General features: G+C 70.3%; 31 protein-coding genes and 1 pseudogene. 16 read left to right on the top strand and 16 right to left on the bottom strand.

Features of this window, described 5'->3' with window-relative positions; genetic code table 11:
- Nucleotides 1-10 precede the first annotated feature (10 nt).
- Nucleotides 11-580: a TetR/AcrR family transcriptional regulator gene (locus MTP03_RS13240; protein WP_248492157.1), complete on the bottom strand. Its 570-nt coding sequence runs from the start codon at nt 578-580 to the stop codon at nt 11-13.
- Nucleotides 581-681: 101 nt separating this feature from the next.
- Between MTP03_RS13240 and MTP03_RS13235 the strand changes: the two genes are divergently transcribed.
- Complete coding sequence (locus MTP03_RS13235) at nt 682-1,980, top strand: NADH:flavin oxidoreductase/NADH oxidase family protein (RefSeq protein WP_371820760.1); 1,299 nt, start codon at nt 682-684, stop codon at nt 1,978-1,980.
- On the opposite strand, the gene MTP03_RS13230 is transcribed toward MTP03_RS13235, so the two are convergent.
- On the bottom strand, nt 1,969-2,934 hold the full coding sequence (locus MTP03_RS13230; protein WP_248488689.1) for a quinone oxidoreductase: 966 nt from the start codon (nt 2,932-2,934) through the stop codon (nt 1,969-1,971). The two genes, MTP03_RS13235 and MTP03_RS13230, sit on opposite strands and share 12 nt — an antisense overlap.
- A gap of 86 nt (nt 2,935-3,020) precedes the next feature.
- On the opposite strand from MTP03_RS13230, the gene MTP03_RS13225 reads away from it, so the two are divergent.
- A complete protein-coding gene (locus MTP03_RS13225; protein ID WP_248488688.1) occupies nt 3,021-3,458 on the top strand; it encodes a dihydrofolate reductase family protein in 438 nt (145 codons plus the stop codon).
- On the top strand, nt 3,452-3,589 hold the full coding sequence (locus MTP03_RS13220; protein ID WP_248488687.1) for a hypothetical protein: 138 nt from the start codon (nt 3,452-3,454) through the stop codon (nt 3,587-3,589). Before MTP03_RS13225 ends, MTP03_RS13220 begins: the two co-directional genes overlap by 7 nt.
- A 34-nt stretch (nt 3,590-3,623) precedes the next feature.
- On the opposite strand, the gene MTP03_RS13215 is transcribed toward MTP03_RS13220, so the two are convergent.
- The 10 genes and pseudogenes from MTP03_RS13215 to MTP03_RS23790 all read right to left on the bottom strand — a co-directional run.
- Entirely contained in the window at nt 3,624-3,917 is a 294-nt protein-coding gene (locus MTP03_RS13215; RefSeq protein ID WP_248488686.1) for a hypothetical protein, read from the bottom strand.
- Nucleotides 3,914-4,894 (bottom strand): heme A synthase, encoded by a 981-nt coding sequence (locus tag MTP03_RS13210; protein WP_248488685.1) that lies wholly within the window; start codon nt 4,892-4,894, stop codon nt 3,914-3,916. The genes MTP03_RS13215 and MTP03_RS13210 overlap by 4 nt, the downstream gene beginning before the upstream one ends.
- 23 nt (nt 4,895-4,917) lie before the next feature.
- A complete protein-coding gene (locus MTP03_RS13205) occupies nt 4,918-5,064 on the bottom strand; it encodes a hypothetical protein (RefSeq protein WP_248488684.1) in 147 nt (48 codons plus the stop codon).
- Nucleotides 5,065-5,087: 23 nt separating this feature from the next.
- Nucleotides 5,088-5,528 carry a hypothetical protein gene (locus tag MTP03_RS23810; protein WP_371820759.1) on the bottom strand — a complete coding sequence of 147 codons (441 nt, stop codon included), beginning with the start codon at nt 5,526-5,528 and terminating at the stop codon, nt 5,088-5,090.
- Nucleotides 5,450-5,908 carry an MFS transporter gene (locus tag MTP03_RS23805; RefSeq protein ID WP_371820758.1) on the bottom strand — a complete coding sequence of 153 codons (459 nt, stop codon included), beginning with the start codon at nt 5,906-5,908 and terminating at the stop codon, nt 5,450-5,452. Before MTP03_RS23805 ends, MTP03_RS23810 begins: the two co-directional genes overlap by 79 nt.
- Nucleotides 5,909-6,154: 246 nt before the next feature.
- On the bottom strand, nt 6,155-6,937 hold the full coding sequence (locus MTP03_RS13195) for an ABC transporter permease (protein ID WP_248488683.1): 783 nt from the start codon (nt 6,935-6,937) through the stop codon (nt 6,155-6,157).
- A 1-nt stretch (nt 6,938) separates the two neighbouring features.
- The gene (locus MTP03_RS13190) at nt 6,939-7,871 is read right to left on the bottom strand and encodes an ABC transporter ATP-binding protein (protein ID WP_248488682.1); all 933 of its coding nucleotides are present in this window, start codon (nt 7,869-7,871) and stop codon (nt 6,939-6,941) included.
- Nucleotides 7,872-7,933: 62 nt separating this feature from the next.
- On the bottom strand, nt 7,934-8,899 hold the full coding sequence (gene mptB, locus MTP03_RS23800; RefSeq protein WP_371820757.1) for a polyprenol phosphomannose-dependent alpha 1,6 mannosyltransferase MptB: 966 nt from the start codon (nt 8,897-8,899) through the stop codon (nt 7,934-7,936).
- Nucleotides 8,818-9,195 carry a polyprenol phosphomannose-dependent alpha 1,6 mannosyltransferase MptB gene (gene mptB / locus MTP03_RS23795; RefSeq protein ID WP_371820756.1) on the bottom strand — a complete coding sequence of 126 codons (378 nt, stop codon included), beginning with the start codon at nt 9,193-9,195 and terminating at the stop codon, nt 8,818-8,820. Before mptB (MTP03_RS23795) ends, mptB (MTP03_RS23800) begins: the two co-directional genes overlap by 82 nt.
- 143 nt (nt 9,196-9,338) lie before the next feature.
- Nucleotides 9,339-9,557, bottom strand: a pseudogene (locus MTP03_RS23790) (hypothetical protein); the annotation flags it as partial.
- A gap of 167 nt (nt 9,558-9,724) precedes the next feature.
- Between MTP03_RS23790 and MTP03_RS23145 the strand changes: the two are divergent.
- Genes MTP03_RS23145 through MTP03_RS13150 form a run of 7 tightly spaced genes read left to right on the top strand, consistent with a single transcriptional unit; the run spans nt 9,725 to nt 16,018 of the window.
- Nucleotides 9,725-10,477: a metalloregulator ArsR/SmtB family transcription factor gene (locus tag MTP03_RS23145; protein WP_305852761.1), complete on the top strand. Its 753-nt coding sequence runs from the start codon at nt 9,725-9,727 to the stop codon at nt 10,475-10,477.
- On the top strand, nt 10,474-11,934 hold the full coding sequence (gene sufB, locus MTP03_RS13175) for a Fe-S cluster assembly protein SufB (RefSeq protein ID WP_248488681.1): 1,461 nt from the start codon (nt 10,474-10,476) through the stop codon (nt 11,932-11,934). The genes MTP03_RS23145 and sufB overlap by 4 nt, the downstream gene beginning before the upstream one ends.
- Entirely contained in the window at nt 11,934-13,109 is a 1,176-nt protein-coding gene (sufD, locus tag MTP03_RS13170; protein WP_248488680.1) for a Fe-S cluster assembly protein SufD, read from the top strand. Before sufB ends, sufD begins: the two co-directional genes overlap by 1 nt.
- A gap of 20 nt (nt 13,110-13,129) precedes the next feature.
- A complete protein-coding gene (sufC, locus tag MTP03_RS13165; protein ID WP_248488679.1) occupies nt 13,130-13,912 on the top strand; it encodes a Fe-S cluster assembly ATPase SufC in 783 nt (260 codons plus the stop codon).
- Nucleotides 13,909-15,177, top strand: coding sequence for a cysteine desulfurase (locus MTP03_RS13160; RefSeq protein ID WP_248488678.1), 1,269 nt, complete (start codon nt 13,909-13,911; stop codon nt 15,175-15,177). Before sufC ends, MTP03_RS13160 begins: the two co-directional genes overlap by 4 nt.
- Nucleotides 15,177-15,635 carry a Fe-S cluster assembly sulfur transfer protein SufU gene (gene sufU, locus MTP03_RS13155; protein ID WP_248488677.1) on the top strand — a complete coding sequence of 153 codons (459 nt, stop codon included), beginning with the start codon at nt 15,177-15,179 and terminating at the stop codon, nt 15,633-15,635. Before MTP03_RS13160 ends, sufU begins: the two co-directional genes overlap by 1 nt.
- The gene (locus MTP03_RS13150; protein ID WP_248488676.1) at nt 15,632-16,018 is read left to right on the top strand and encodes a metal-sulfur cluster assembly factor; all 387 of its coding nucleotides are present in this window, start codon (nt 15,632-15,634) and stop codon (nt 16,016-16,018) included. Before sufU ends, MTP03_RS13150 begins: the two co-directional genes overlap by 4 nt.
- 14 nt (nt 16,019-16,032) lie before the next feature.
- Here the strand turns inward: MTP03_RS13150 and MTP03_RS13145 are convergent, their stop codons facing one another.
- Entirely contained in the window at nt 16,033-16,386 is a 354-nt protein-coding gene (locus tag MTP03_RS13145; RefSeq protein WP_248488675.1) for a hypothetical protein, read from the bottom strand.
- A gap of 432 nt (nt 16,387-16,818) precedes the next feature.
- On the opposite strand from MTP03_RS13145, the gene MTP03_RS13140 reads away from it, so the two are divergent.
- From MTP03_RS13140 to MTP03_RS13125, 4 genes are all read left to right on the top strand, one after another.
- Nucleotides 16,819-17,592 (top strand): hypothetical protein, encoded by a 774-nt coding sequence (locus MTP03_RS13140; protein WP_248488674.1) that lies wholly within the window; start codon nt 16,819-16,821, stop codon nt 17,590-17,592.
- 2 nt (nt 17,593-17,594) lie between these two features.
- Nucleotides 17,595-18,215, top strand: a complete 621-nt coding sequence (locus tag MTP03_RS13135) for a hypothetical protein (RefSeq protein ID WP_248488673.1) — start codon at nt 17,595-17,597, stop codon at nt 18,213-18,215.
- Between the two features lie 267 nt (nt 18,216-18,482).
- On the top strand, nt 18,483-19,160 hold the full coding sequence (locus MTP03_RS13130) for a sulfite exporter TauE/SafE family protein (protein WP_248488672.1): 678 nt from the start codon (nt 18,483-18,485) through the stop codon (nt 19,158-19,160).
- Between the two features lie 54 nt (nt 19,161-19,214).
- Complete coding sequence (locus MTP03_RS13125; RefSeq protein WP_248492155.1) at nt 19,215-19,847, top strand: FadR/GntR family transcriptional regulator; 633 nt, start codon at nt 19,215-19,217, stop codon at nt 19,845-19,847.
- Nucleotides 19,848-19,980: 133 nt separating this feature from the next.
- Here MTP03_RS13125 and MTP03_RS13120 read toward each other — a convergent pair whose 3' ends face one another.
- Nucleotides 19,981-20,355, bottom strand: coding sequence for a MarR family winged helix-turn-helix transcriptional regulator (locus MTP03_RS13120; protein ID WP_248488671.1), 375 nt, complete (start codon nt 20,353-20,355; stop codon nt 19,981-19,983).
- Nucleotides 20,356-20,420: 65 nt separating this feature from the next.
- Here MTP03_RS13120 and MTP03_RS13115 point away from each other — a divergent pair, with 65 nt between their 5' ends.
- Nucleotides 20,421-20,966, top strand: a complete 546-nt coding sequence (locus MTP03_RS13115) for a DUF1772 domain-containing protein (protein WP_248488670.1) — start codon at nt 20,421-20,423, stop codon at nt 20,964-20,966.
- A 70-nt stretch (nt 20,967-21,036) separates the two neighbouring features.
- Here MTP03_RS13115 and MTP03_RS13110 read toward each other — a convergent pair whose 3' ends face one another.
- Nucleotides 21,037-21,213, bottom strand: a complete 177-nt coding sequence (locus MTP03_RS13110; protein WP_248488669.1) for a hypothetical protein — start codon at nt 21,211-21,213, stop codon at nt 21,037-21,039.
- 41 nt (nt 21,214-21,254) lie between these two features.
- A complete protein-coding gene (locus tag MTP03_RS13105) occupies nt 21,255-22,253 on the bottom strand; it encodes an RNA ligase family protein (protein WP_371820755.1) in 999 nt (332 codons plus the stop codon).
- A 157-nt stretch (nt 22,254-22,410) separates the two neighbouring features.
- On the opposite strand from MTP03_RS13105, the gene MTP03_RS13100 reads away from it, so the two are divergent.
- Nucleotides 22,411-22,614: a hypothetical protein gene (locus tag MTP03_RS13100; protein ID WP_248488667.1), complete on the top strand. Its 204-nt coding sequence runs from the start codon at nt 22,411-22,413 to the stop codon at nt 22,612-22,614.
- Nucleotides 22,615-22,617 lie beyond the last annotated feature (3 nt).

Genomic DNA, 22,617 nt, shown 5'->3' with positions numbered 1-22,617 from the left:
CGCGCCGGATTCAGGCGCGGCCGCCCAGCGCCGCCGAGACCGTGGCACGGACCCGACGGTGCACTTCGGCCGGGTCCGTCGCGTCCAGCTTGCCGTCGAGGTGCAGGAACGCGAGCCCGTGCACCAGGGCCCACACGGCCGTCGCCGTGGCTTCCGCGTCGTCCGTCGGGAGGGTCCGGGCCACCAGCGCGTTCAGGTACCCGGTGATCATCACCACGGCCTCCGCGCGCGCGGGATCCGTGCCGCACGGCTCGGCGAACATCGCCCGGAACAGGCCCGTGCGTTGCAGCGCGAAGTCCACGTACGCCACGGCTATGTCGGCCAGGTCCTCGGGCGCCGACGGTGCCGGGCTCGCCTCCATCAGTGCGGCCGCCAGTTCGTGGTAGCCGACCGCCGCGACCGCCGAGATCAGCGCGTTCCGATCCGGGAAGTGTCGATAGGGTGCGGCCGTCGAGACACCGGCCCGCCGGGCGACGGCGCGCAGCGACAGATCCGTCGCTCCGCCTTCCTCGTCGAGGATCTCGACCGCGGCGCTGACCAGGGTGTCGGGGAGGTCGCCGTGATGGTACGTGGTGGACATGGCATCAATCTACCGCAGTGTTGACACCGCTTACATGACGCTCTAGTGTTAGCAGCGTTCACATGATGTGAGCGATGCTTACTTCGACGAGAGGCGTTCCCGTGTCCGACCTGTTCTCCCCGCTCACGCTGCGCTCCGGCGCGGTCCTGCCCAATCGCATCGCGAAGGCCGCCATGGAGGAGGGCCTCGCCGGGGCGGATCAGGCGCCCGACGGGCGCACCGTCGAGCTCTACCGGCGCTGGGGCGCCGGCGGAACCGGGCTGCTCATCACCGGCAACGTGATGGTGCACGCCGAGGCGCTCACCGGGCCGGGCGCGATCGTGCTCGACGCACTCTCGCCGATCGAGCCGTTCCGCGCGTGGGCCGCAGCCGCACATGCCGGCGGCGCGCGGATCTGGATGCAGATCAGCCACCCCGGCCGCCAGGTGCAGTCCGACATGCCCGGCGTCACCTGGGGCCCGTCGGCGAAGTCCGTCGACCTCGGCAGCGCCCTGTCGAAGCGGTTCGGCACCCCGACGGCGATGACGGAGGCGCAGATCCGCGCGACGATCGCCCGCTTCGCCACGACGGCGCGCCGGGCCGAAGAGGCGGGATTCGACGGTGTCGAGGTGCACGCCGCGCACGGGTACCTGCTCTCGCAGTTCCTTTCTCCGCTGGTCAACACGCGCGACGACCAGTGGGGCGGCGCGCTGGAGAACCGCGCGCGGCTGTTGCTGGAGACGGTCCGCGCGATCCGCGCCGAGGTCGCGCCGGGCTTCGCCGTCGCCGTGAAGCTGAACTCCGCGGACTTCCAGCGCGGCGGCTTCGACGCCACCGATGCCCAGGCCGTCATCGCGATGCTCGTCCCGCTCGGCGTCGACCTGATCGAGATCTCCGGCGGCAGCTACGAGAGCCCGGCGATGACCGGCCGCTCGACCGCGCCGGCCACGGACGGCCGCCCCGGCGACGCCCGCAGCGTCGCGCGTGAGGCCTACTTCCTCGAGCTCGCCGCCGACCTCGCGGTGACCAGTGAGGTCCCGCTCATGCTCACCGGCGGCATCACCCGTCGCGAGACCGCCGATGCCGTCCTCGCCGAGAACGTCGCGCTCGTCGGCATCGGCACCGCGCTGTCGCTCACCCCCGACCTGCCGTCCCGCTGGCGGGCCGGGCACGGCACCGTCGGGACGTTGCGGCCCGTGACCTGGAAGAACAAGCCGCTCGCCTCGATGACGTCGATGGCGCAGGTGCGGTACCAGTTGCGCCGGATGGCCGCCGGCCGCGATCCTCGCCCCGGCGTGCTCCCGGTGTTCGCGCTGGTGCGCGACCTGGTCGTCGTGCGCGGGGCGCTGGGCCGGTACCGCCGCTGGCTCGCGTCCCGTCCGTCCGACGGTGCCGCCGCCCTCGCCCCGTCAGGGCAGTAGCGCCACCGAGCCGGTGGTGCGCCGGGCCTGCAGGTCGATGTGGGCCCGCGCGGCGTCGGCCAGCGGGTACGTGACGCCCACGGTGAAGGTCAGCGAGCCGTCCCGCAGCCCGTCGAGAACGGCGCCGCTGCGCCGCGCGAAGTCCTCCGCGGTCGCGACGTGATGCGCCAGCGTCGGGCGCTGCACGAACAGCGAGCCCAGCGGGTTGAGGCGCTGCAGGTCGAAGGGCGGGACGGGCCCGGACGCGGCGCCGAACAGCACGACGACCCCCTTGTGCCGCGTCGCGAGCAGGGAGGCCTCGAAGGTGTCCTTGCCGACGCCGTCGTAGACCGCGGCGACGCCGGCCCCGTCCGTCAGCTCGCGCACGCGCGCCGCCACGTCCTCGTCGTAGCGCAGCACCTGCCATGCGCCCGCCGCGCGCGAGAGCCGCTCCTTCTCGTCGGTTGAGACCGTCGTGATAACGCGGGCGCCCAGGGCGGTCGCCATCTGGGTCACGAGCAGTCCGGTGCCGCCCGCGCCGGCGTGGACGAGCACGGTGTCACCGGGTTGCACGGGGTGCGAGTCGTGGGTCAGGTAGTGGGCGGTCATACCCTGCAGCAGGACGGACGCCGCGACTTCGGGCGGCACACCGTCGGGCACGACGACGGTGCGGTCGGCCGGGACGTTCACGAGCTCGGCGTACGACCCCGGGCCGTCGCACCAGGCGACCCGATCGCCCACGGCGCGGTTCGTGACGCCCTCGCCGAGGGCGACGACGGTGCCCGAACCCTCGCTGCCCGGGACGTAGGGCAGGGCGGTGGGGTACATGCCCTCCCGGAAGTACGTGTCGATGAAGTTGACCCCGATGGCGCCGGTCCGGACGAGCACCTGGCCGGGGCCGGGGACGGGATCCGGCGCCTCGCCGTAGGTCAGGACTTCCGGGCCGCCGTGCTGTGTCACCGTGATCGCGCGCATCCCTCATCTCTACCGCACGCGGTGTGGCAGGGTCGACGGGGCTGCAGAATCCGGCCCGCACATCCCGTCGACCGAGGAGTCCCTCGTTGCGTTCACTCGTCTATTACGTCGCGCTGTCACTGGACGGCCGGATCGCCGGCCCCGGAGGTGAGTACGACTTCTACCCCGTCGACGAGGAGTACTCGCGGCAGATGAACGAGGAGTGGGGTGACGGGCTGCCGACGGCGCTGCACGAGGCCCTGGGCATCACGCCACCGCTCACGAAGTGGGACACGGTGGTCATGGGGTCCGCGACCTACCGGATCGGCGCCGACGTCGGCGTGAACGACCCGTACCCGCACCTGCGGACCGTCGTCTACTCGCAGTCGCTGGACCCGGCGGCGTTTCCCGAGGTCGAGGTGGTGGCCGAGGACCCGGTCGCGCACATGCGCGCGCTCAAGCAGGAGGAAGGCGGCGACATCTGGTTGTGCGGTGGAGGAAGCTCGCCGCGACGCTCGCACCCGAGGTCGACCGGCTGGTGCTGAAGATCTACCCGGTGACCGCGGGCGACGGGATCCCGCTGTTCGCGGGCGGCTTCGCGCCGCAGCAGTGGAAGCTCGTCTCGCACCGCGTGTTCGACATCGGGGTGATCCTGGCGCAGTACGAGCGCTCCTGAGCCACCCGGGGTGGGGTGGTCATCGACTCGGCCGCTAGCGGGACGACGCCCGGTAGCCCGCCATCCGCTCGTGGTGGCCGGGCTCCGTGGTGGCCTTGCTGACCAACTCGCGGTCCCACTCGGAGGTGTCGAGACCGGCCTTCTCGGCGGCGTCCTTCGCCTGCGCGGGGTTCGCGACGATCTGGTCGCCCATGATCCCGTCGCCGCCGACGAGGGTGATGCGCACGCCCTCCTCGCCCATGTTCTGCAGCACGGCCTTCGCGCCGTCGTGCTTGGCGGCGAAGGCCTTCAGACGGGAGACGACGTTGCCGGGTGCCTGGTCACTCATGCGGCCAGCTTATCGGTCGTGCGGTCCGAACCGCGCACCACCCGCGCGGACATCAGCCGGTACAGGATCGCGGTCTCGGCGATGACCGACATCGCGCCCGCCACGTGCAGCACCACCAGCAGCGCCGGGACGCCGGTGAAGTACTGGACCACGCCGATGAGCGACTGCGCGGCGACCACGACGAACACGATCTTCACCCGGCGCCGCACGGCCTCGCTCGACGGCCCGCGGGAGATCAGCACGGCCGCCGCGACCAGCAGCGCCACGTACACCGCGACCAGCGCGCCGTGCAGCGAGGACAGCAGCGGGATCGACACGTCGAGGCGGTCGATGGCCTTGGGATTGGTGCGGTCGCCCGCGTGCGGGCCGGCGGCGGTGACCACGACGCCGGCGGCCAGGACGAGACTCATGACCACCGCGGAGGACGCCACCAGGCGCCGTGCGCCGGCGGGCGCGGCCGCGATGTCGGCACCGTCGTCCGGTTCCCCGACCTTCGCGTACAGGGTGGCGGCGAGCCACACCATCGCGCACGAGACCAGCATGTGCGCGCCGACGACCCACCAGCGCAGGCCGGTGAGCACGGTGATGCCGCCGAGGACGCCCTGCGCGAACGTCGACAGCGGCATGATCCACGCGTAGACCAGGATCTCGCGGCGGCGGCGCGCCCGCGTCACCGCGAGGACGATCGCGACCGACGTGGTGACCACGATCCACACCGCGATCTGCCGGTTCCCGAACTCGATGGCCTGGTGCCACCACGGCACCTCGTCCTGCGGGATCGGCAGAAGGGAGTCGTCGAAGCACTTGGGCCAGGTGGGGCATCCCAGGCCGGACCCCGTGACCCGGACCACCGAACCGGTGACGGCGATCAGTGCCTGGGACAGCAGCGCGGCGAGCGCGAACCGCTGCTGCGCCTTCGCGCTGGGGAGCGGCAGGCGATCGACGAGGCGCAGGAAGAGCTGGTACACGCGGGTCATGCTACGCGACGGCCGGCTGTCTACTACAGCGCGTCGGAGGTGTGGTGCGTCGCGGCCGCGATCCGGAGCAGGAGGAGCGCCGCCACGCTGAACGCCGCCGCGACCAGTGGGAGCGCCCCGACGCCAGCCGTCGCGAGGAGCGCCCCACCGATCGCGCCGCCCGCGGCCACCCCGAGGTAGGTCCCCGAGGTGTTCAGGGCCAGCGCCTGCGGAGCGACAGGCCCGGCGAGGGCGTACAGCCGGGCCTGGATCGCGGGGAGTTCAAGAAGGACAGCCCGCCCCACACGGTCCCCAGGGCCAGGAGGACCGCGAAGGGCACCGGACGTGCCAACCACAGCAGCCACAGGCACACCATCGAGGCGCCGATCCCGGCGATGCCGACCGTCAGGGTCCGGTCCGCGCCCCACCTGTCCACCGCGACGCCGCCGAGCCAGATGCCGACCATTCCGGCGACGCCGGAGAGGCTGAACGTCACGGCGCGCTGTCCGACGCCTGCGGAAGCGGTCTCCGCCAGCACCGGCGCGAGGTAGGTGAGCATCATCATCGAGCCCGTCATCAGCGCGGTGTTCGCGAGGAGCCCGAGCGAGACCGGCGCGGCGCGCAACGTCCGGAGTTGCTCACCCAGCGACGGCACGTCGCGTGGGGCTCGTCGCGCGGGAGCGTCGCCAGCAGGGCGACCAGGGCCACCACGCCGGCGGCGGCCATCGTCGCGAAGGTCGCGCGCCAGCCCCACTGTCCGCCGATCCATGCGCCCACGGGCACGCCGAGCGCGATCGACCCGGTCACGCCGAGCGCGACCACGGCGATGAACCGCCCCGTCCGGTCGGGTGGAGCCTGCTCCGCTGCGAACGCGAACACCGACGGGGTGACGCTCGCCGCCGCGAGCGCCGCAACGATCCGCAGGGCGAACAACGCGGGATAGCTCGGCGCGAAGGCGGCGGCCGTGTTGGCCGCGACGAACACCGCGAGTCCGGTGGCGAACAGCGCGCGCCGCGGTACTCGAATGAGCGCCACCGCGGCGAAGGGGCTGCGACCGCGACCGTCAGCGAGAACACGGTGATCAGCTGGCCCGCGGTGGCCTCGCTGACCGCGAGGTCGGCGGAGACCTCGGGAAGGATCCCGGCGATCACGTAGTCGTCGGTGTACAGCACCAGGCACGCGCCGAGCAGCGCGAGGAGCCAGGCGGGCAGGGAGACCGGCGCTCCGGTGAATCGGACATCGCCCAGATGTATCACCCGGTGCGAATGGTGTGCGAACGAATTAATCGACGAAGCGGAACAGGCGCACCGCGGCGGTGGCCCCGACGGCACCCCACACGAGCAGCACGGCGACGCCGAACCAGTCGACGGCGCCGGACTCGCTCGCTCGGGTCAGCGCCTCGATCAGTGCGCCCGACGGTGCCACGCGCGCGATCTGCACGACTGTGTCGGGCACGTGCTCGTGCGCCACCACGAGCGAGCCGATCGCGCCGAGCGCGAACCACAGCAGGTTCGCCAGCGCGAGCACGACCTCCGCCTTGAGAGTGCCGCCCAGCAGCAGCCCCAGCGACGCGAACGCGAACACGCCCAGCGCCAGCAGCGGTACCCACAGCAGCAGGCCCAAAGGCCCGGGGCGCCAGCCCAGCGCGATCCCGAACCCGCTGAGGATCACTGCCTGCAGCACCACCACCAGGATCACCGCGCACGTCTTGCCCGCGATCACACCCCACCGGGGCAGCGGGGTGGCGCCGAGCCGCTTGAGCGCCCCGTAGCGCCGATCGAAGCCCACCGCGATCGCCTGACCGGTGAACGCCGTCGACATCACGGCCACCGCCATGATCGCGGGCACCAGGTACTCGATCCGAGTGGCCTCCCCGCCGATCGGGAGCACCGTGAGCCCCACGAGCAGGGCGATGGGGATGAACATCGTCAGCAGGAGCTGCTCGCCGTTGCGCAGCAGCAGCGTCAACTCCAGGCGGGTCTGCGCCGCCAGCATCGCCGACGGGCGCGCCGCCTCGGGGTTCGGCAGGAACGTGCCGCGGGCGAACCGGGATTCGGTGGTCATGTCAGCCCCTCAGGTCGCGGCCGGTGAGGTCCAGGAACACGTCCTGCAGGCTGCGCGTGCCCACCCGCAGGTCCGAGAGCAGCGCCCCCTGCGCCGCGAGGAACGCCGCGGTGTCCGCGATCACGGCGGGGGTCACCTCCGCGCCGCGGATCACGTAGGTCGACCGGCCCGGGTCGGCGGCGTCCACCGTCGCCGTGAAGCCGGTGCCCAGCCGGGCGGTCAGGGCCGCGGTGTCCAGGCCCGACGGTGCCGTCACCCGCAGCTCGTGCTCGGCGCCTGCGCGCGTGAGTTCGTCCGGCGTACCGTCGGCGACGGCGCGACCGCGGTCGATGATGACGACCCGGTCGGCGAGGGCCTCGGCCTCGTCGAGCAGGTGCGTGGTGAGCAGGACGGTGACGCCGTCGCGGCGGAGCGCGGCGATGAGATCCCAGACCAGCAGGCGGGCCTGCGCGTCGAGGCCGGCGGTCGGCTCGTCGAGGAACACCAGCTCGGGCCGGCCGACGAGGGCGCACGCGAGCGCGAGGCGCTGCTGCTGCCCGCCGGACAGGCGGCGGTAACTGGTTCCCACGGCGTCGGTGAGCCCCAGGGTCGTGAGGAGCCAGTCCGGATCGAGGGGGTTCGCGGCGTAGGCCGCCACGAGCCGCAGCATCTCGCCCGCCTTCGCGCCCGGGTACGCGCCGCCGCCCTGCAGCATCACGCCGATCCGGGGCTTGAGTCGGGCGGCGTCGGCGACGGGGTCCAGGCCCAGCACCTCGATGGTCCCGGAATCGGGCGAGCCGAATCCTTCGCACAGCTCGACGGTGGTGGTCTTCCCGGCGCCGTTCGGGCCCAGCAGGGCGAGGACGGCGCCCCGTTCGACGGTGAGGTCCAGTCCGTCGACGGCGACGACGTCGCCGAACCGTTTGGTCACGGAGGTCGCGGACAGTGCGGGCACGGGAGGTCAGCGTACTCGGCTACTGCTGCGGCGCCGCTCGCGGTCACGCGGCAGCTCGAACGTCAGGTAGAGGGCCGGGCCACGATGACGACGGTGCTGATCCCCGCCTTGGCGATGACGTACGGTTCGATCTCGCCGCCGTTGGGCATGAGCATGACCGAGATGACGCTGGAGACGATGACCGCTGCCAGTCGGAAGCCGGGCGCGGTGGCCCAGGCGGCCAGGGGGACGATCGCCCACAGCAGGTACCAGGGTTGCACCACGGGGAACAGCAGGACGAGCGCGGCCATCGAGATGCCGAGCGCGCCGACCGGGTGGATGCGGTTCGACAGGGTGGCGATCAGCATCCGGAGCACGATCAGCGCGGCGAGGGCGGCGGCGATCGGCCGGGTGATCGCGAGGATCGCCGTCGTGTGGTCACCCAGGCCCAGGAGCACGCCGACCTGCCCGGTCCCGAGGCCGAGCACCGTCGGGATCGACAGCCAGGACCGCACCTTGTTGGCCGTGCCGAGCGTGCCCGCGTCGAGCCAGCCGTAGCCCAGACCCGTCACCTGGCACACCGCGACCACGACGATCACCAGGACCACCACGAGGAAGCCGGCCGACGCGGCGAGCGCGACGAGGGTGCGTCCGGCGTTCGGACGGAACTCACGCACCGCGGTGCGCCAGTCGCGGAGCCTGCCGCCGATGTCGGGGAAGCTGCCGCCGAGGCGCCGCGCGAGCGCCATGCCGATGAACCCCAGCGCGAGCACCGAGGTGATCTTGATCAGGCCGGACAGGGCGATGGTGGCGGCGCCGCCGGTGAGCAGCAGTCCCGTTCGCGTGGGGGTGAACCCGTCGAGGAACGGCAGCCCGGACGAGATCGCCCGCAGGCACCACTCCATGCCGACCAGCATCAGGCCGAGCATCAGCGCCTCGTTATGGATGCCGGCGATGAGATGGAAGATCAGCAGCGGGTTCGCGGCGCCCAGCCACAGCGCCGCGACCTCGTTGACGCCGCAGCGCCGCGCGAGCCGGGGAGCGCCCACACGATCATCGCGACGCCGGCCAGCGCGAGCACGCGGTGCAGCACGACGCCGGCGACCACGTTCTCGCCGGTCAGCCACGTGATGCCGCGGCCGAGGTAGAGGAACAGGGGGCCGTACGGGGCGGGCGTGTCCCGCCAGATGTTGGGCACCGAGCGGGTGAAGACGTGGTCGATGCCGAGCGCCTCGGCCGGCCCGATCGCGTACGGGTCCAGCCCGCGGGCGGTGATCTCCGACTGCGCCAGGTACGAGTAGACGTCCTTGCTGAACATCGGCGGCGCGAACAGGAACGGCAGCACCCACAGCGCGAGGATCCGGTCGAAGCCGCGGCGGGTGAGCCTGCGCGGGGAGCGGGGTCGGCGTGCGCGTTCGGGTTCAGGTAGCCGATGGTGTACCGGCGCAGCAGCACCCACGCGATCATCAGCATCGCCGTCCCGACCATCGTGACGGTCAGCGCGGTGGACTGCATCCGGAACATCAGGCCCAGCAGGCGCCGGCCCGCGATCGGGTTCTGCACCACCGGGAACGATCCGACCCCGAGCGCGCCGAAGGCGATCAGCACGGCCCCGACGCCGCCGAAGGTCGCGATCTTGCGGACGGTGCGCTTCTCCGCCGCGTTCAGGTCGGGGTGCTGCTGCTCGTCGGTGTGCAGCCGCGTCACCGCCCCGTGCGCGGCGGTGGGCGACGGCGGACCATCGGGCTTGGTGAGGCAGAGGAAGTCGGCGAACGTGCGCACGGGGGCCGGGACGTGAGGGGTTGCGCGCACGCACGCAAGCGTAGACGGTGCGCCGCAGGGCCCGGTCGCGGCGCGCGCTGAGATGGGGCCGCGTGCGGGTGGCGAAGCTTAGCCTGACCTTGCTGGCGGCGCTCGCCGAATTAGGAAACAATCGTGTTGTGAAAAACGAGCACGAGATCCAGCGCGACGGGGACACCCGTGACGCGGTGATCGCGCTGCTCGCGAACCGGGGCCAGGCCACTGCAGCCGATATCGGCGAGGCCCTGGGTATCACGACCACCGCGGTGCGGCGCCATCTCGACAACCTGCTGGACGCGGGGGACGTGACGGCGGCGGCACCGTCGGGCCTGGGAAGCCGCGGCCGGGGTCGCCCGGCCAAGGAGTTCCTCCTCACGGCCACCGGCCGGCGCAGGCTGGGCCAGGGTTACGACGCCCTGGCAGTGGACGCGCTGTGCGCCCTCCGCGAGGTCGGCGGTGAGGAGGCGGTGCGCACCTTCGCGCGGCGCCGGGCCGAACAGGCCATCGGCACCATCAGCCCCACGGAGTCCGCGGACCCGGTGGACGGTGCCCGTAGGATCGCGGCGTCGCTCTCGGACGCCGGGTTCTCCGCCGATGCCCGGGAAGTGGGCAACGGCGTCCAGATCTGCCAACACCACTGCCCGGTGTCGGAGGTCGCATCCGAATTCCCCGAACTGTGCGAGGCCGAAATTTCGGCGATCGAACAGGCGTTGGGAACTCATGTACAGCGTTTGGCCACCATCGCCAATGGTGACCGCGCATGCACCACCCACGTGCCCCTCGAGCGCGTGGTACCGCGAGCAACACCCGCTAAGGAGCTTCGATGACAACGGTCGAGAACGGCCCGCTGTCGGCGCCAGCCGCCGAGGACGCCAAGCTGTCCCAGGAGGAGACGATCGCCTCCCTGGGCACCTACGGCTACGGCTGGCACGATTCCGACGATGCCGGCGCCTCCGCCCAGCGCGGCCTGTCCGAGGCGATCGTCGCCGACATCTCGGCGAAGAAGAACGAGTCGGAGTGGATGCTGCAGCAGCGCCTCAAGGCCCTGAGCATCTTCGAGAAGAAGCCGATGCCCACCTGGGGCAGCGACCTCGACGGCATCGATTTCGACAACATCAAGTACTTCGTGCGCTCGTCCGAGAAGCAGGCCGAGAGCTGGGAGGACCTGCCCGAGGACATCAAGAACACGTACGACAAGCTGGGCATCCCCGAGGCGGAGAAGCAGCGCCTCGTCGCGGGCGTCGCGGCGCAGTACGAGTCCGAGGTCGTCTACCACTCGATCCGCGAGGACCTCGAGGAGAAGGGCGTCATCTTCCTCGACACCGACACCGGCCTGCGTGAGCACCCGGAGCTGTTCGAGGAGTACTTCGGCTCCGTGATCCCCGCGGGCGACAACAAGTTCTCCGCGCTGAACACCGCCGTGTGGTCGGGCGGGTCGTTCATCTACGTGCCCAAGGGCGTCCACGTGGACATCCCGCTGCAGGCCTACTTCCGGATCAACACCGAGAACATGGGCCAGTTCGAGCGCACCCTGATCATCGTCGACGAGGACGCCTACGTGCACTACGTCGAGGGCTGCACCGCGCCGATCTACAAGTCGGACTCGCTGCACTCCGCGGTCGTCGAGATCATCGTCAAGAAGGGCGGCCGCTGCCGCTACACGACCATCCAGAACTGGTCGAACAACGTCTACAACCTGGTCACCAAGCGTGCCAAGGCCGAGGCCGGCGCCACCATGGAGTGGATCGACGGCAACATCGGCTCCAAGGTCACCATGAAGTACCCGGCCGTGTGGATGATGGGCGAGCACGCCAAGGGCGAGGTGCTCTCCGTGGCGTTCGCCGGCGAGGGCCAGCACCAGGACACGGGCTCGAAGATGGTGCACTTCGCGCCGAACACCTCGAGCAACATCGTCAGCAAGTCGGTCGCCCGCGGCGGCGGCCGGTCGAGCTACCGCGGCCTGATCCAGATCAACAAGGGCGCGCACGGCAGCAAGTCCACCGTGAAGTGCGACGCGCTGCTGGTCGATACGATCTCCCGCTCGGACACGTACCCGTACGTGGACATCCGCGAAGACGACGTCACGATGGGCCACGAGGCCACCGTCTCGAAGGTCTCCGACGACCAGCTGTTCTACCTGATGAGCCGCGGCCTCACCGAGGACGAGGCCATGGCCATGGTGGTGCGCGGCTTCGTCGAGCCCATCGCCAAGGAGCTGCCGATGGAGTACGCGCTCGAGCTCAACCGATTGATCGAGCTGCAGATGGAAGGGTCCGTGGGCTAGTGACCAACACTCTCAACGACGCGGTGGAGGCCCACCCTGTCGCCAACAAGGGCGAGCTGTTCACGTCGTTCGACGCGGCGGCCTTCGAGATCCCCAGCCACCGCGACGAGGCGTGGCGATTCACCCCGCTGCGCCGCCTGCGGGGGCTCCACGACGGGTCGGCGCAGGCCGACGGTGCCGTCACCGCCACCGTCGACGCCCTGCCGGACGGCACGTCGTTCGAGACCGTCGCCAAGGGCGACGAGCGGCTCGGCCAGGCGGGCGTCCCGTTCGACCGCGTCGCGGCGCAGGCATTCACCTCCATGACGGAGGCGCATCTGCTGACCGTCGCCAAGGAGGCGGAGGTCGCCGAGCCGATCTTCGTCCGCATCGCCGGACCGGGCGAGGGGAAGACCGCCTTCACGCACATCCAGGTGCGCCTGGAGCGGCACGCCCGCGCCGTGGTCGTGCTCGACCACACCGGCTCGGGTACCGTCGCCGAGAACGTCGAGGTCGTCCTGGGCGACGGTGCCTCGCTGCAGATCGTCGACGCGCAGGACTTCGCCGACGACGCCGTGTGGGTCACCCAGCACCACGTCCGCGTGGGTCGCGACGCGCACGTCCGGCACTTCGCCGTGCAGTTGGGCGGCGAGCTGGTCCGCATGACGCCGCGCGTGCAGTTCGACGCCCCCGGCGGCAACGCCGAGCTGTTCGGCCTGTACTTCGCCGACGACGGGCAGCACCTCGAGCAGCGCCTGCTGGTCGACCACGCGGTGCCGCACTGCAAGTCGAACGTCGTCTACAAGGGCGCGCTCCAGGGCGACCCGTCCTCGAAGCTGCCCGACGCGCACACCGTGTGGGTGGGTGATGTGCTGATCCGCGCGGAGGCCGAGGGCACGGACACGTTCGAGCTCAATCGGAACCTCGTGCTGACCGACGGTGCCCGGGCCGACTCGGTGCCCAACCTCGAGATCGAGACCGGCGAGATCGCCGGCGCCGGCCACGCCAGCGCCACCGGCCGCTTCGACGACGAGCAGCTGTTCTACCTCCGCTCCCGGGGAATCCCCGAGGACGAGGCTCGCCGCCTGGTGGTGCGCGGCTTCTTCCAGGAGCTGATCGACCGGATCTCGGTCCCCGAGCTGCGCGAGCGTCTCGCCGCCGCCATCGAAAACGAACTCGCCACCGCCGGCGTCTGAAACTCGAAGAAGGAAATACGTTGTCTACTCTGGAAATCCGCGATCTGCACGTCAACGTGGTGCAGGCGGACGAGAACGCCGAGCCGATCCAGATCCTCAAGGGCGTCGACCTGACCATCAAGTCGGGCGAGACCCACGCGATCATGGGGCCCAACGGCTCCGGCAAGTCCACGCTGAGCTACGCCATCGCCGGCCACCCCAAGTACGAGGTGACCCAGGGCTCGATCACCCTCGACGGCGAGGACGTGCTGTCGATGACCGTGGATGAGCGGGCCCGCGCCGGCCTGTTCCTGGCCATGCAGTACCCCGTCGAGGTGCCGGGCGTGTCCATGTCGAACTTCCTGCGCTCGGCCGCCACCGCGGTCCGCGGCGAGGCCCCGAAGCTGCGGCACTGGGTCAAGGAGGTCAAGGAGGCGATGGGCGAGCTGTCCATCGACCCGCAGTTCGGCGAGCGCTCGGTCAATGAGGGCTTCTCGGGCGGCGAGAAGAAGCGCCACGAGATCCTGCAGCTGGGCCTGCTCAAGCCGAAGTTCGCCATCCTCGACGAGACCGACTCCGGCCTCGACGTCGACGCGCTGCGCGTCGTGTCCGAGGGCGTGAACCGGTACGCCGAGCGCGAGCACGGCGGCATCCTGCTCATCACGCACTACACCCGCATCCTGCGGTACATCCACCCCGAGTTCGTGCACGTCTTCGTGAACGGCCGGATCGTGGAGTCGGGCGGCTCCGAGCTGGCCGACGAGCTGGAGGAGAACGGCTACGTGCGGTTCACCCAGGCCGTATCGACCGGGCCGGGAGCATGACCGCTTCGGTGCAAGCCCTGGACGTCGCCGCGGTCCGCGGCGACTTCCCGATCCTCGCGCGCACGGTGCGCGACGAGAAGCCGCTGGTCTACCTGGACTCCGGCGCCACCTCGCAGCGCCCGCGCCAGGTGCTCGACGCGGAGTGGGAGTTCCTCACCACCCACAACGCGGCCGTGCACCGCGGTGCGCACCAGCTGGCCGAGGAGGCCACGGACGCCTACGAGGACGCGCGCGCCGCGATCGCGGAGTTCGTCCGGGTCTCGCCGGACGAGCTGGTCTTCACCAAGAACGCGACCGAGTCGCTGAACCTGGTGGCGTACACGCTGGGTGACGACCGCTCGGCGGCCGTCCTGGGCGGGCACCGGCTACGCGAGGGCGACACCGTCGTCGTCACCGAGCTGGAGCACCACGCGAACCTCGTGCCCTGGCAGGAGCTCTGCCGGCGGACCGGTGCGACGCTCAAGTGGTACGGCGTCACCGACGACGGCCGGATCGATCTGGACTCGCTCGAGCTCGACGATTCGGTGAAGATCGTCGCGTTCACCCACGCCTCCAACGTGACCGGCGCGATCGCGCCGGTGCCCGAGCTGGTCGCGCGGGCGCGCGCGGTGGGCGCCGTCGTGGTGCTCGACGCGTGCCAGTCGGTGCCGCACACGCCTGTGGACTTCGCCGCTCTCGACGTGGACTTCGCCGCCTTCTCGGGCCATAAGATGTACGGCCCGTCGGGCGTGGGTGTGCTCTACGGCAAGAGGGAGATCCTGGCGCAGCTGCCGCCGTTCATCACGGGCGGCTCGATGATCGAGACCGTCACGATGGAGGGCTCCACGTACGCGGCGCCGCCGCAACGTTTCGAGGCGGGCGTGCCGATGACCTCACAGGTCGTGGGGCTCGGCGCCGCCGTGAAGTACCTCGGCGGACTCGGCATGGCCGATGTGGCCGCCCACGAGCACGCGCTGGTGAGTGCGGCGCTCGACCGGCTGGACGCCATCGAGGGGCTCCGCATCGTCGGCCCCACCGAGAACCGCGATCGCGGCAGCGCCGTGTCGTTCGTGGTCGACGGCATCCACGCTCACGACCTCGGGCAGGTCCTCGATGACGAGGGCGTCGCCATCCGTGTCGGCCACCACTGCGCGTGGCCGCTGCACCGGAAGTTCGGCGTGGCCGCCACGGCGCGCGCCTCGTTCGGCGTCTACAACACGATCGCCGAGGTGGACGTGTTGGCGGACGCGATCGTCAAGGCCCAGAAGTTCTTCGGGGTGATCTGATGCGCATGGAGCAGATGTACCAGGACGTGATCCTGGACCACTACAAGCACCCGCACGGCCGCGGGCTCCGCGAGCCCTTCGAGGCGGAGGTGCACCACGTCAATCCCACGTGCGGCGACGAGGTGACGCTGCGCGTGCACCTGTCCGACGACCGCGAGACCGTGGTCGATGTCTCGTACGACGGCCAGGGCTGCTCGATCTCGCAGGCCTCCACCTCGGTCCTCACCGACCAGGTGATCGGCGAGCCCGTCGGCGAGGCGCTGAAGATGCTGCAGTCCTACACGGAGATGCTGCAGTCCCGAGGGCAGCTCGAGGGCGACGAGGACCTGATCGGCGACGGCATCGCCTTCGCCGGCGTCTCGAAGTACCCCGCGCGCGTGAAGTGCGCACTGCTCGGATGGATGGCGTTCAAGGATGCGCTGTCCCAGATCATCGACTCCAAGGAGAAGACGGCATGAGCGAGAACGCTGCTGAGGCCGCCGGCACCGCGTCCGACCCGGCGCAGGCCGGCGACAACCCGCTGAACCTGCCCAGCCTGTTCGACGTCGAGGAGGCCATGCGTGACGTGGTCGACCCCGAGCTCGGCATCAACGTGGTCGACCTGGGCCTCGTCTACGACCTCAAGGTCGACGACGATGCCGCCGTGCTCATCGACATGACCCTCACCTCTGCGGCCTGCCCGCTGCAGGACGTGATCGAGGATCAGACCCGCGCCGCGCTGGTCTCGTCGGGTCTGGCGACCGACGCGAAGATCAACTGGGTGTGGATGCCGCCGTGGGGGCCGGACAAGATCACCGACGACGGCCGCGAGCAGTTGAGGGCGCTCGGCTTCACCGTGTAGATCGCGTCCTCCGGTCAGCGGATGACCGTGGTGCCCGAGCACTCCAGGTACGGCCGGTTCAGCGAGCTGTCGGACACGTGCAGCGTGTACTCGACGGTGCCGGCGCCGGTGGGGACCGCGTTGATCGAGGACGACAACTGCCCGAGGAAGAGTCCCGGTGCGCCCGGTGCGCGCTGGGAGCCGACCTTGCCGGTCGTCGTGTTCCGCCAGTCCACCACGGTGCTCGTACTGGCCGGATCGGCCTTGCTGGGCCAGAGCGCGAGTAGATCGACAGCCGCGGGAGCCGACCGGGACTGTTCTGCGCCGACACTGAGGTCGTTACCCACATTGCACCCCGCCGGCGCGGCGGTGGCGGCAGTGGTTCCCATCGTTGAGCCACAGAGCGCGAGCGCGCCGGCGATCGTTGTGAGTTTGGCGATACGGGACATCTGAGAACCCTTCGATTCACGGAACACGTCGATGGCGTGGCCCCCTCCTTGAGCCTCGCGGTGAGTGTCGTTCCCCTTTGAAGATTCGTTACTGAACCATGAGAATCTATGCGGAACCATGGATCCGATCACGGTTCGACAGCGCGCCGCCACCGTGGTTGTGAATCAAACCCGCAGGTTGTCGGTGCTGCGAGAGCAGGCGGGCGCTGCCGAATTGTCGTGTAGCGTCCGGTGAACGAGGGGTTCGACATGGACAATCTGCCGGCGATCGTTGCATTTCTGGTTCCCATCGGATGCCTTGTCGCGCTGGGAATCGCTTTCGTTCCACTGGCCCGACGGGTGTCGTTCGGACCTCACGTACGCCTGGCGACGATGCGGGCACTCTGTGTGGGGGTGGTGATCTTCTTCGTCGTGGTGGGCTTGGGGCGACTCTTCGACTGGCCCGATGAGGGTGCCGGACCTGCGATCGCGCTCGTGGTCGGCGCCGGGACCGCGATGCTGCTCCCTGCTTTCGGTCACCGCGGCGAGCCGACCGGTGCGCCGTCGCGCGCCGCGACGCCCGTGCTGTTGGTGGGAGCCGGGCTCGCCGTGAGCTGGGGGATCCTCGCTGTGGTGCACAGCGAACTCAAGGCCGTCGAGGCGTACGGAACGCGCAAACCGAACGGTCAGATCGCCCTCGCCGTCGAAGGCCGGGGCGCATCGTCGGGAAGCCTGGCCGGAACTAGCGACTGCATCGTCGTCGCGGTCGCCCTCGGAATTCTCGCGGTCATCACCGGCATCTCCGTGCTGATGACGTCGAGCACGTGGCACCGGCATCGTGGGTACCTGTTGTACCTCGTGTTGCTCAGCGGCTCGACCGCAGCTGTGATCGTGGGCGGGTTGGCGCGAGACGGTCGCGACCTACTACGTCTGCTCCAAGAGATCGGTGCGTCTCTGGCCACCGCGCCGACCGGCGACGTGTTGTTTCCCGGGGTCGACGGCCACGAGAACACCCTGGCCGCCCTCGCGCAGCTCGAGAACTTCGGTCTGGTCGCGCTGCTTCTTGCCCTGGTCTTGGGATTCTCACGCGGAGCAGACGACCGGTTGGTGATCTCGACGGCAGCGACCGGTTCCGGTACGCGTCGCGGCCGCCGGATCGAGGCGTGACGATGCCGCTGCGCAACCGGGTCGACCCGTGGGGCCGGATAGTGGCAGATCCGGCCCGTGGGGCATGGTTGGGTAACCGCGGGATCCTGCACGACGCGTCCGGCACGGTGGTCCGCGAGCACGCGAACGCCATGTGGATCGCGTGCCGCCTCGACTTCAACGGCCGCTACCGCTCGCCGAAACAGCCGGATTCGCGGAAGTACACCCAGCTCTTCCTGTTCGACGAGGCCACCGCCTACGCCGCGGGGCACCGACCCTGCGGCGAGTGCCGTAACGCCGACTACCGCGAGTTCAAACGACTTTGGGCGCTGGCGAATCCGGTGATCGAGAACACGCCGAAGGCGATGGACCGGGCGCTGCGCGCCGAACGCAGGGCCGGGAACGCCGTCGTCACCTCATCCCTGCCCGACGGTGCCTTCGTCACCGACGGCTCGGACGCCCTCCTGCGGTGGGGCGGTGCTTGGCTGCGCTGGAGTTTCGAGGGGTACGCGCCGGCCGATCCGGCGGGGAGCTGTGCCTACTCACTCCGCCGTCGATCGTCCGCATGTTGCAGATCGGGCTCCCTGTCACCGCGCACCCGTCGGCGGGCTGACGGCGACCGCCGCACTCTGCCCGGCTCGTAGGTTGCGTGCTTGTCTGACAAGTTGTAGCGTCCCGGATCATGACTTCTTCGACGACGGAATCGACACCGCCGGGTTCGCCCACGGCGTCGCGCGACGATAACGGCTCGACCGGGGCGCAGCTCGGCGTCGGGTTCACGGGCGGGGTCATCGGCGGGTTGCTCGGCGGCGGCAGTGGGGTGTTCTTCGTTCCGGCGCTCGAGAAGCTGACGACGCTATCGCGGCCCGCGCTGCACGGCACTGCGGGCGCGGCCAACATCGCGGTGTGCGGTGGGCGCCGCCACCTTCGCGATCGTCGGCGGGTCGATCGACCTGCGCGCGGGCACGGGGATGCTCATCGGTGGCACGCTGGGCGCGTTCTTCGGCGCCAAGCTGATCGTGCGGATCTCGCACCGGCTGCTGCGCTGGCTGTTCGTCGGAATCCTGCTCGTCACCTGCGCGAAGCTGTTCTTGGACGCGGCGGGCGAGGATCCGCTGCAGGGTTCGGCGCTGGCGCCGCAGAGTCTCATCGACAACCTCTGGTTCACGGTTCCCGTGTCACTGGCGCTCGGCATGATCATCGGTGCGTGGTCCGCCGGAATGGGGCTGGGCGGCGGTCTGCTCGCGGTGCCGGTGTTGATGCTGATCTTCGGGGCTGACCTCACGACCGCCGAGGGCACGTCGCTGCTGATGTTCTTCCCGAATGCGATCGCCGGTACGATCGTGCACGCGCGGCAGGGGACGGCGGACGTCCGGCTCGCGGCGGTGCTGAATGCGGCGGCCGCGCCCGGCGCGGTGCTCGGTGTGCTGGTCGCGCTTGCAATGGACCTGCACGTGCTCGGGTTGGTCTTCGCGGTTTTCGCCCTGGCTGTGGCGATGCGCGAGATGTATCGCATGTACCTGGAGCGGCGGGCCGGCGGGGCCGGTAGTGTTGATGGCGATCATGATGTCAGACAACCCGATGCCTGAGGAATGACATGGATGCGCTGACCCGGGTTCCGCTCTCAGCAGGCCGCCGAGGCCCTGCTGGGCGAGATCTCCGGCGGCCGCTGGGAAGTCGGTGAACAACTCCCCGGCGAGGTGACGCTGGCTCGCGAGCTCGGGATCGGTCGATCGACGATTCGCGAGGCGATCCGGCTGCTCGCCGCGCGCGGCGTGCTGGCCACGCGTCAAGGCGTCGGAGTATTCCTGGTATCGACGGTGCCGGTGCTCCCGTGGGACCGGGTCGCGGAGCTCAGTGAGATTTCCGAACTGCTGCAGGTCCGCATCGCGATCGAGTCGCGCGCCGCGGCGCTCGCGGCGGGGCGCTGCGATGCCGGTGCGTTCGGGGAGGTCCGGCGGGCGCTCGAGCGCAGGGACGAGGTGCGGGACGCGTCGTCGGCCGAGCTCGCCGTCGCCGATATCGATTTCCACCGCGCGATAGTCCGTGCCTCGGGCAACGCGCCGCTGGTGGCCCTGTTCGACAGCCTCGTCCCGCGACTCGTCGCGGCGATGACGGGCTTGCTCGACCTCGTGCCGTTCTCTCCGAGCGATGCCGACGACCACGCGGGCGTCGTCGACGCGATCGTGGCGGGCGATGCGGCTCGAGCTGAAACCGTCACGCGCGAGCATCTTCTCGGCCTCGCGCGTACCGTGGAGTCGGTGGACGTGCGCTGAGCTGGTGGGGAGCGCGTAGACGCTCTGAGGAGCCCGGCTCAGGCCCGCAGGGCGGCGGTCGCAGCGGCGACGCGATGGTTGATCTCGGACGCCAACTCGTCGAACATCATGAGGACCTCATCCGGGTACTTGCTCAAGAGCTCGTTGAGCTCAGTCCCCAACCCGGCGAACAGGGGGCGATCTCGCGCTCCGCCACATCGTTCGCGAGCTCCACGTACACGCGTCGCCGATCCTGGGCATCGCGTCGACGGCGGACGTAGCCGGTTCGTTCCAATCGGTCGATCATCGTCGTCACCGCGCCGCCGCGGGTGAGTCGAAGGCGTGCCGCGAGCTCACCCGGAGTCATGGGCCCGTCTAGGGAGAGCATGTTGATGCAGGTGAAGTCGGTGACGGAGATGCCGAGCCGGTTCGCGACCGCCTCATGGAACTGAACGGACCGGACGGTCTGGACGCGGAGGGTCGAGGCGAGGGCTTCGGACGGCGATGTCGGGGTTTTCCTGGATGTCACGATCGCTCGACCGCACTACTCTCTCGATTCATAGAGATACTCTAGCAGTAGAGAGGAATGTCGAGATGCGTACCAGAGTGGTGTTACTGGCCCTGTTGGTGGTGTTCGTCGGAATCCAGTTCGGCGCGGGGCTCTACGAGAAGTTGGCGATCGTGCCCTTGTGGGCGGAGGCTCCGCCGGGTGATGCGTTCGAGGCGAACGCCGAATCCGGCTTCCGGACTGCTGGACGGGTGTTCTGGCCCTTCGTGTCCCCTGTCGTCGCCGTCCTAGCCGTGGCGAACGTCGTGGCCGGATCGAAGCATCGCGGTAGCGGGCGGCGCTGGTGGCTCGCCGGCGCGCTGCTCATGGTCGCGTACGCGGCATTCAGCTACGGCTACTTCGTGCCGCAGATGCTGGTGTTCCAGTCCGACGGGGCGAGCTGGGACGCAGCGCGGATCGAGACGTTCGTCCACGAATGGACCAGTCGCAACTACCTCCGCATGCTGATCGGAGCGGGCGGCTGGGGGAGTGCCGTCATCGCGCTGGCGATGATCGACATTCGCCGACTCGACCGGCGGCCACAGCCGGTTGCCCGCGAACGTCGGAGTCGGAATCGTCCGGTACAGCGGTGAGTGCGGGGTCGCCGCTACGGCACTAGCGCCGCACCGGCCTGCGGCGATCGGCCACGGTCCGCGTGCCGCCTCATCCGCGGCTCCGGCTCACCGGCTCGGGATCGCGTGCCGCCGCACTCGTCCCGGGACCGCCGGGCACGAGCACGATGTCGGGAGCAGGGTCTCGTCGAAGGGCGTGGGCACCTCGGTAGGGGCCGATGAGGTCGAGCGCGGTGAAGTCGGGGTAGGCGACGATGGCGATCTGCATGCTGCTCCTCACGACGTCACCAGCATGCACGATCGCCGTCCTCAGCGCCGCCGGCGCCGCCCCGACGCCTGCCGGAGCAGCCATCCGTTCGAGATCACCTTGAAGCACGGCCGCCCGTCCAGCTCTCGCATCGGCCGCGCGTCGGTCCGGTGCCAGACGATGCCCTCCGCCATGCGCCCGGGAGCGACGAGCGATTCGACGCCGTCCGCCTGGGCGATCGCCTCGTCCACCGTGCCCGGCAGGCGCATCTCGGCGTAGACCGGCACGGCGCGGTCGACCGCCCACCGCGGCCACTCCGCACGCGGGAGCTGCGCACCCTCGCGCCACACCGCGAAGACCGCGAACCCCACCTCGCCGACGGCGAGCGGGTTCGTCTGAACGGCCGGACCGTACAGTTCTCCCTGCACGACGAAGCCGGGCGGCACCGCGTCCGAGAGTCCTTCCGCCGCCGCGTACCGCATCGACACCAGCTCCGGCGACGGCACCCACTCGTAGTTCCGGCCGCACACCCGCAGTCCATCCGCGGTGGTGATGAACGTGGTCGACGTGCCGTCGATCTTCTCGGTCGCGTACCAGTCGCCCGGACCGAGCGCCGGGTACACCGCAGCGAGGTTCTGCACCCGCTCGGCGTCGGTCTTCCGCGCGAGCACTGACGGGTACGGCCCCAGCGCCGCGCCGCTGAGCTCGGCCGGGAGCGCCGTCTCGTACTTCACCACGCCCAGCGCCGCGGCGAGGTCGGCGGCACCGTCGGCCTCCGGGAACTCGGCGATCGGCAGGACCAGGCCCTGCGAGATCACGCCCCGGAGCTTCATCGTCCGCAGCACGTGGAAGCGTGCGCCCCCGATCGTGCGGCTGCCCCGCGGCTCGAGAAAGGCGAAGCGCCCGTCGGCCAGCGGGAGCGCGGCGTCGACCTCGACGTAGACGGCGCGGTCGCCCGGCCCGTACTGGCCCTTGCGCACCACGGACCGCCAGCCGCCGAACACTGCGACCTCGATGGCGTCCGCGCCGGCGATCTCCTCGATCGCGTCCACGGTCCGCACCGTGACCAGTTCCCCGTACTCATACGGCAGGTATATCCCGTGCCAATCCGTTTGTGCGACGGGATTTCCGGGTGCTACGGATGGGAACGCGAAAACGTGTCGGTCGGTCGTTCCAGCGTGAGCTCATCGACTCGGGGGAGAGGAGGAATCATGGCTCATGACGATCCGTACAGGACCGGCGTTGATGGCGGGGGAACTGATCACGTTCGAGCGCTGGTACCACCGCGTGACCGTGGAGGCCCGGCCCAACCGGGAGCACATCGTCCTCTCGGCGAATCAGTACTACCGCGTCCCGCCGGGCGATTCGGTCGCGGCCTTGGCTCCAGCCCGGCCCGGCGAGTTCCACACTAGAGGCGCCTGAAAC

Origin of the sequence: Tsukamurella sp. PLM1, assembly GCF_023168325.1 — a bacterium.
Classification (GTDB): Bacteria; Actinomycetota; Actinomycetes; order Mycobacteriales; family Mycobacteriaceae; genus Tsukamurella.
This window is presented reverse-complemented; position numbering and strand designations above follow the sequence as displayed.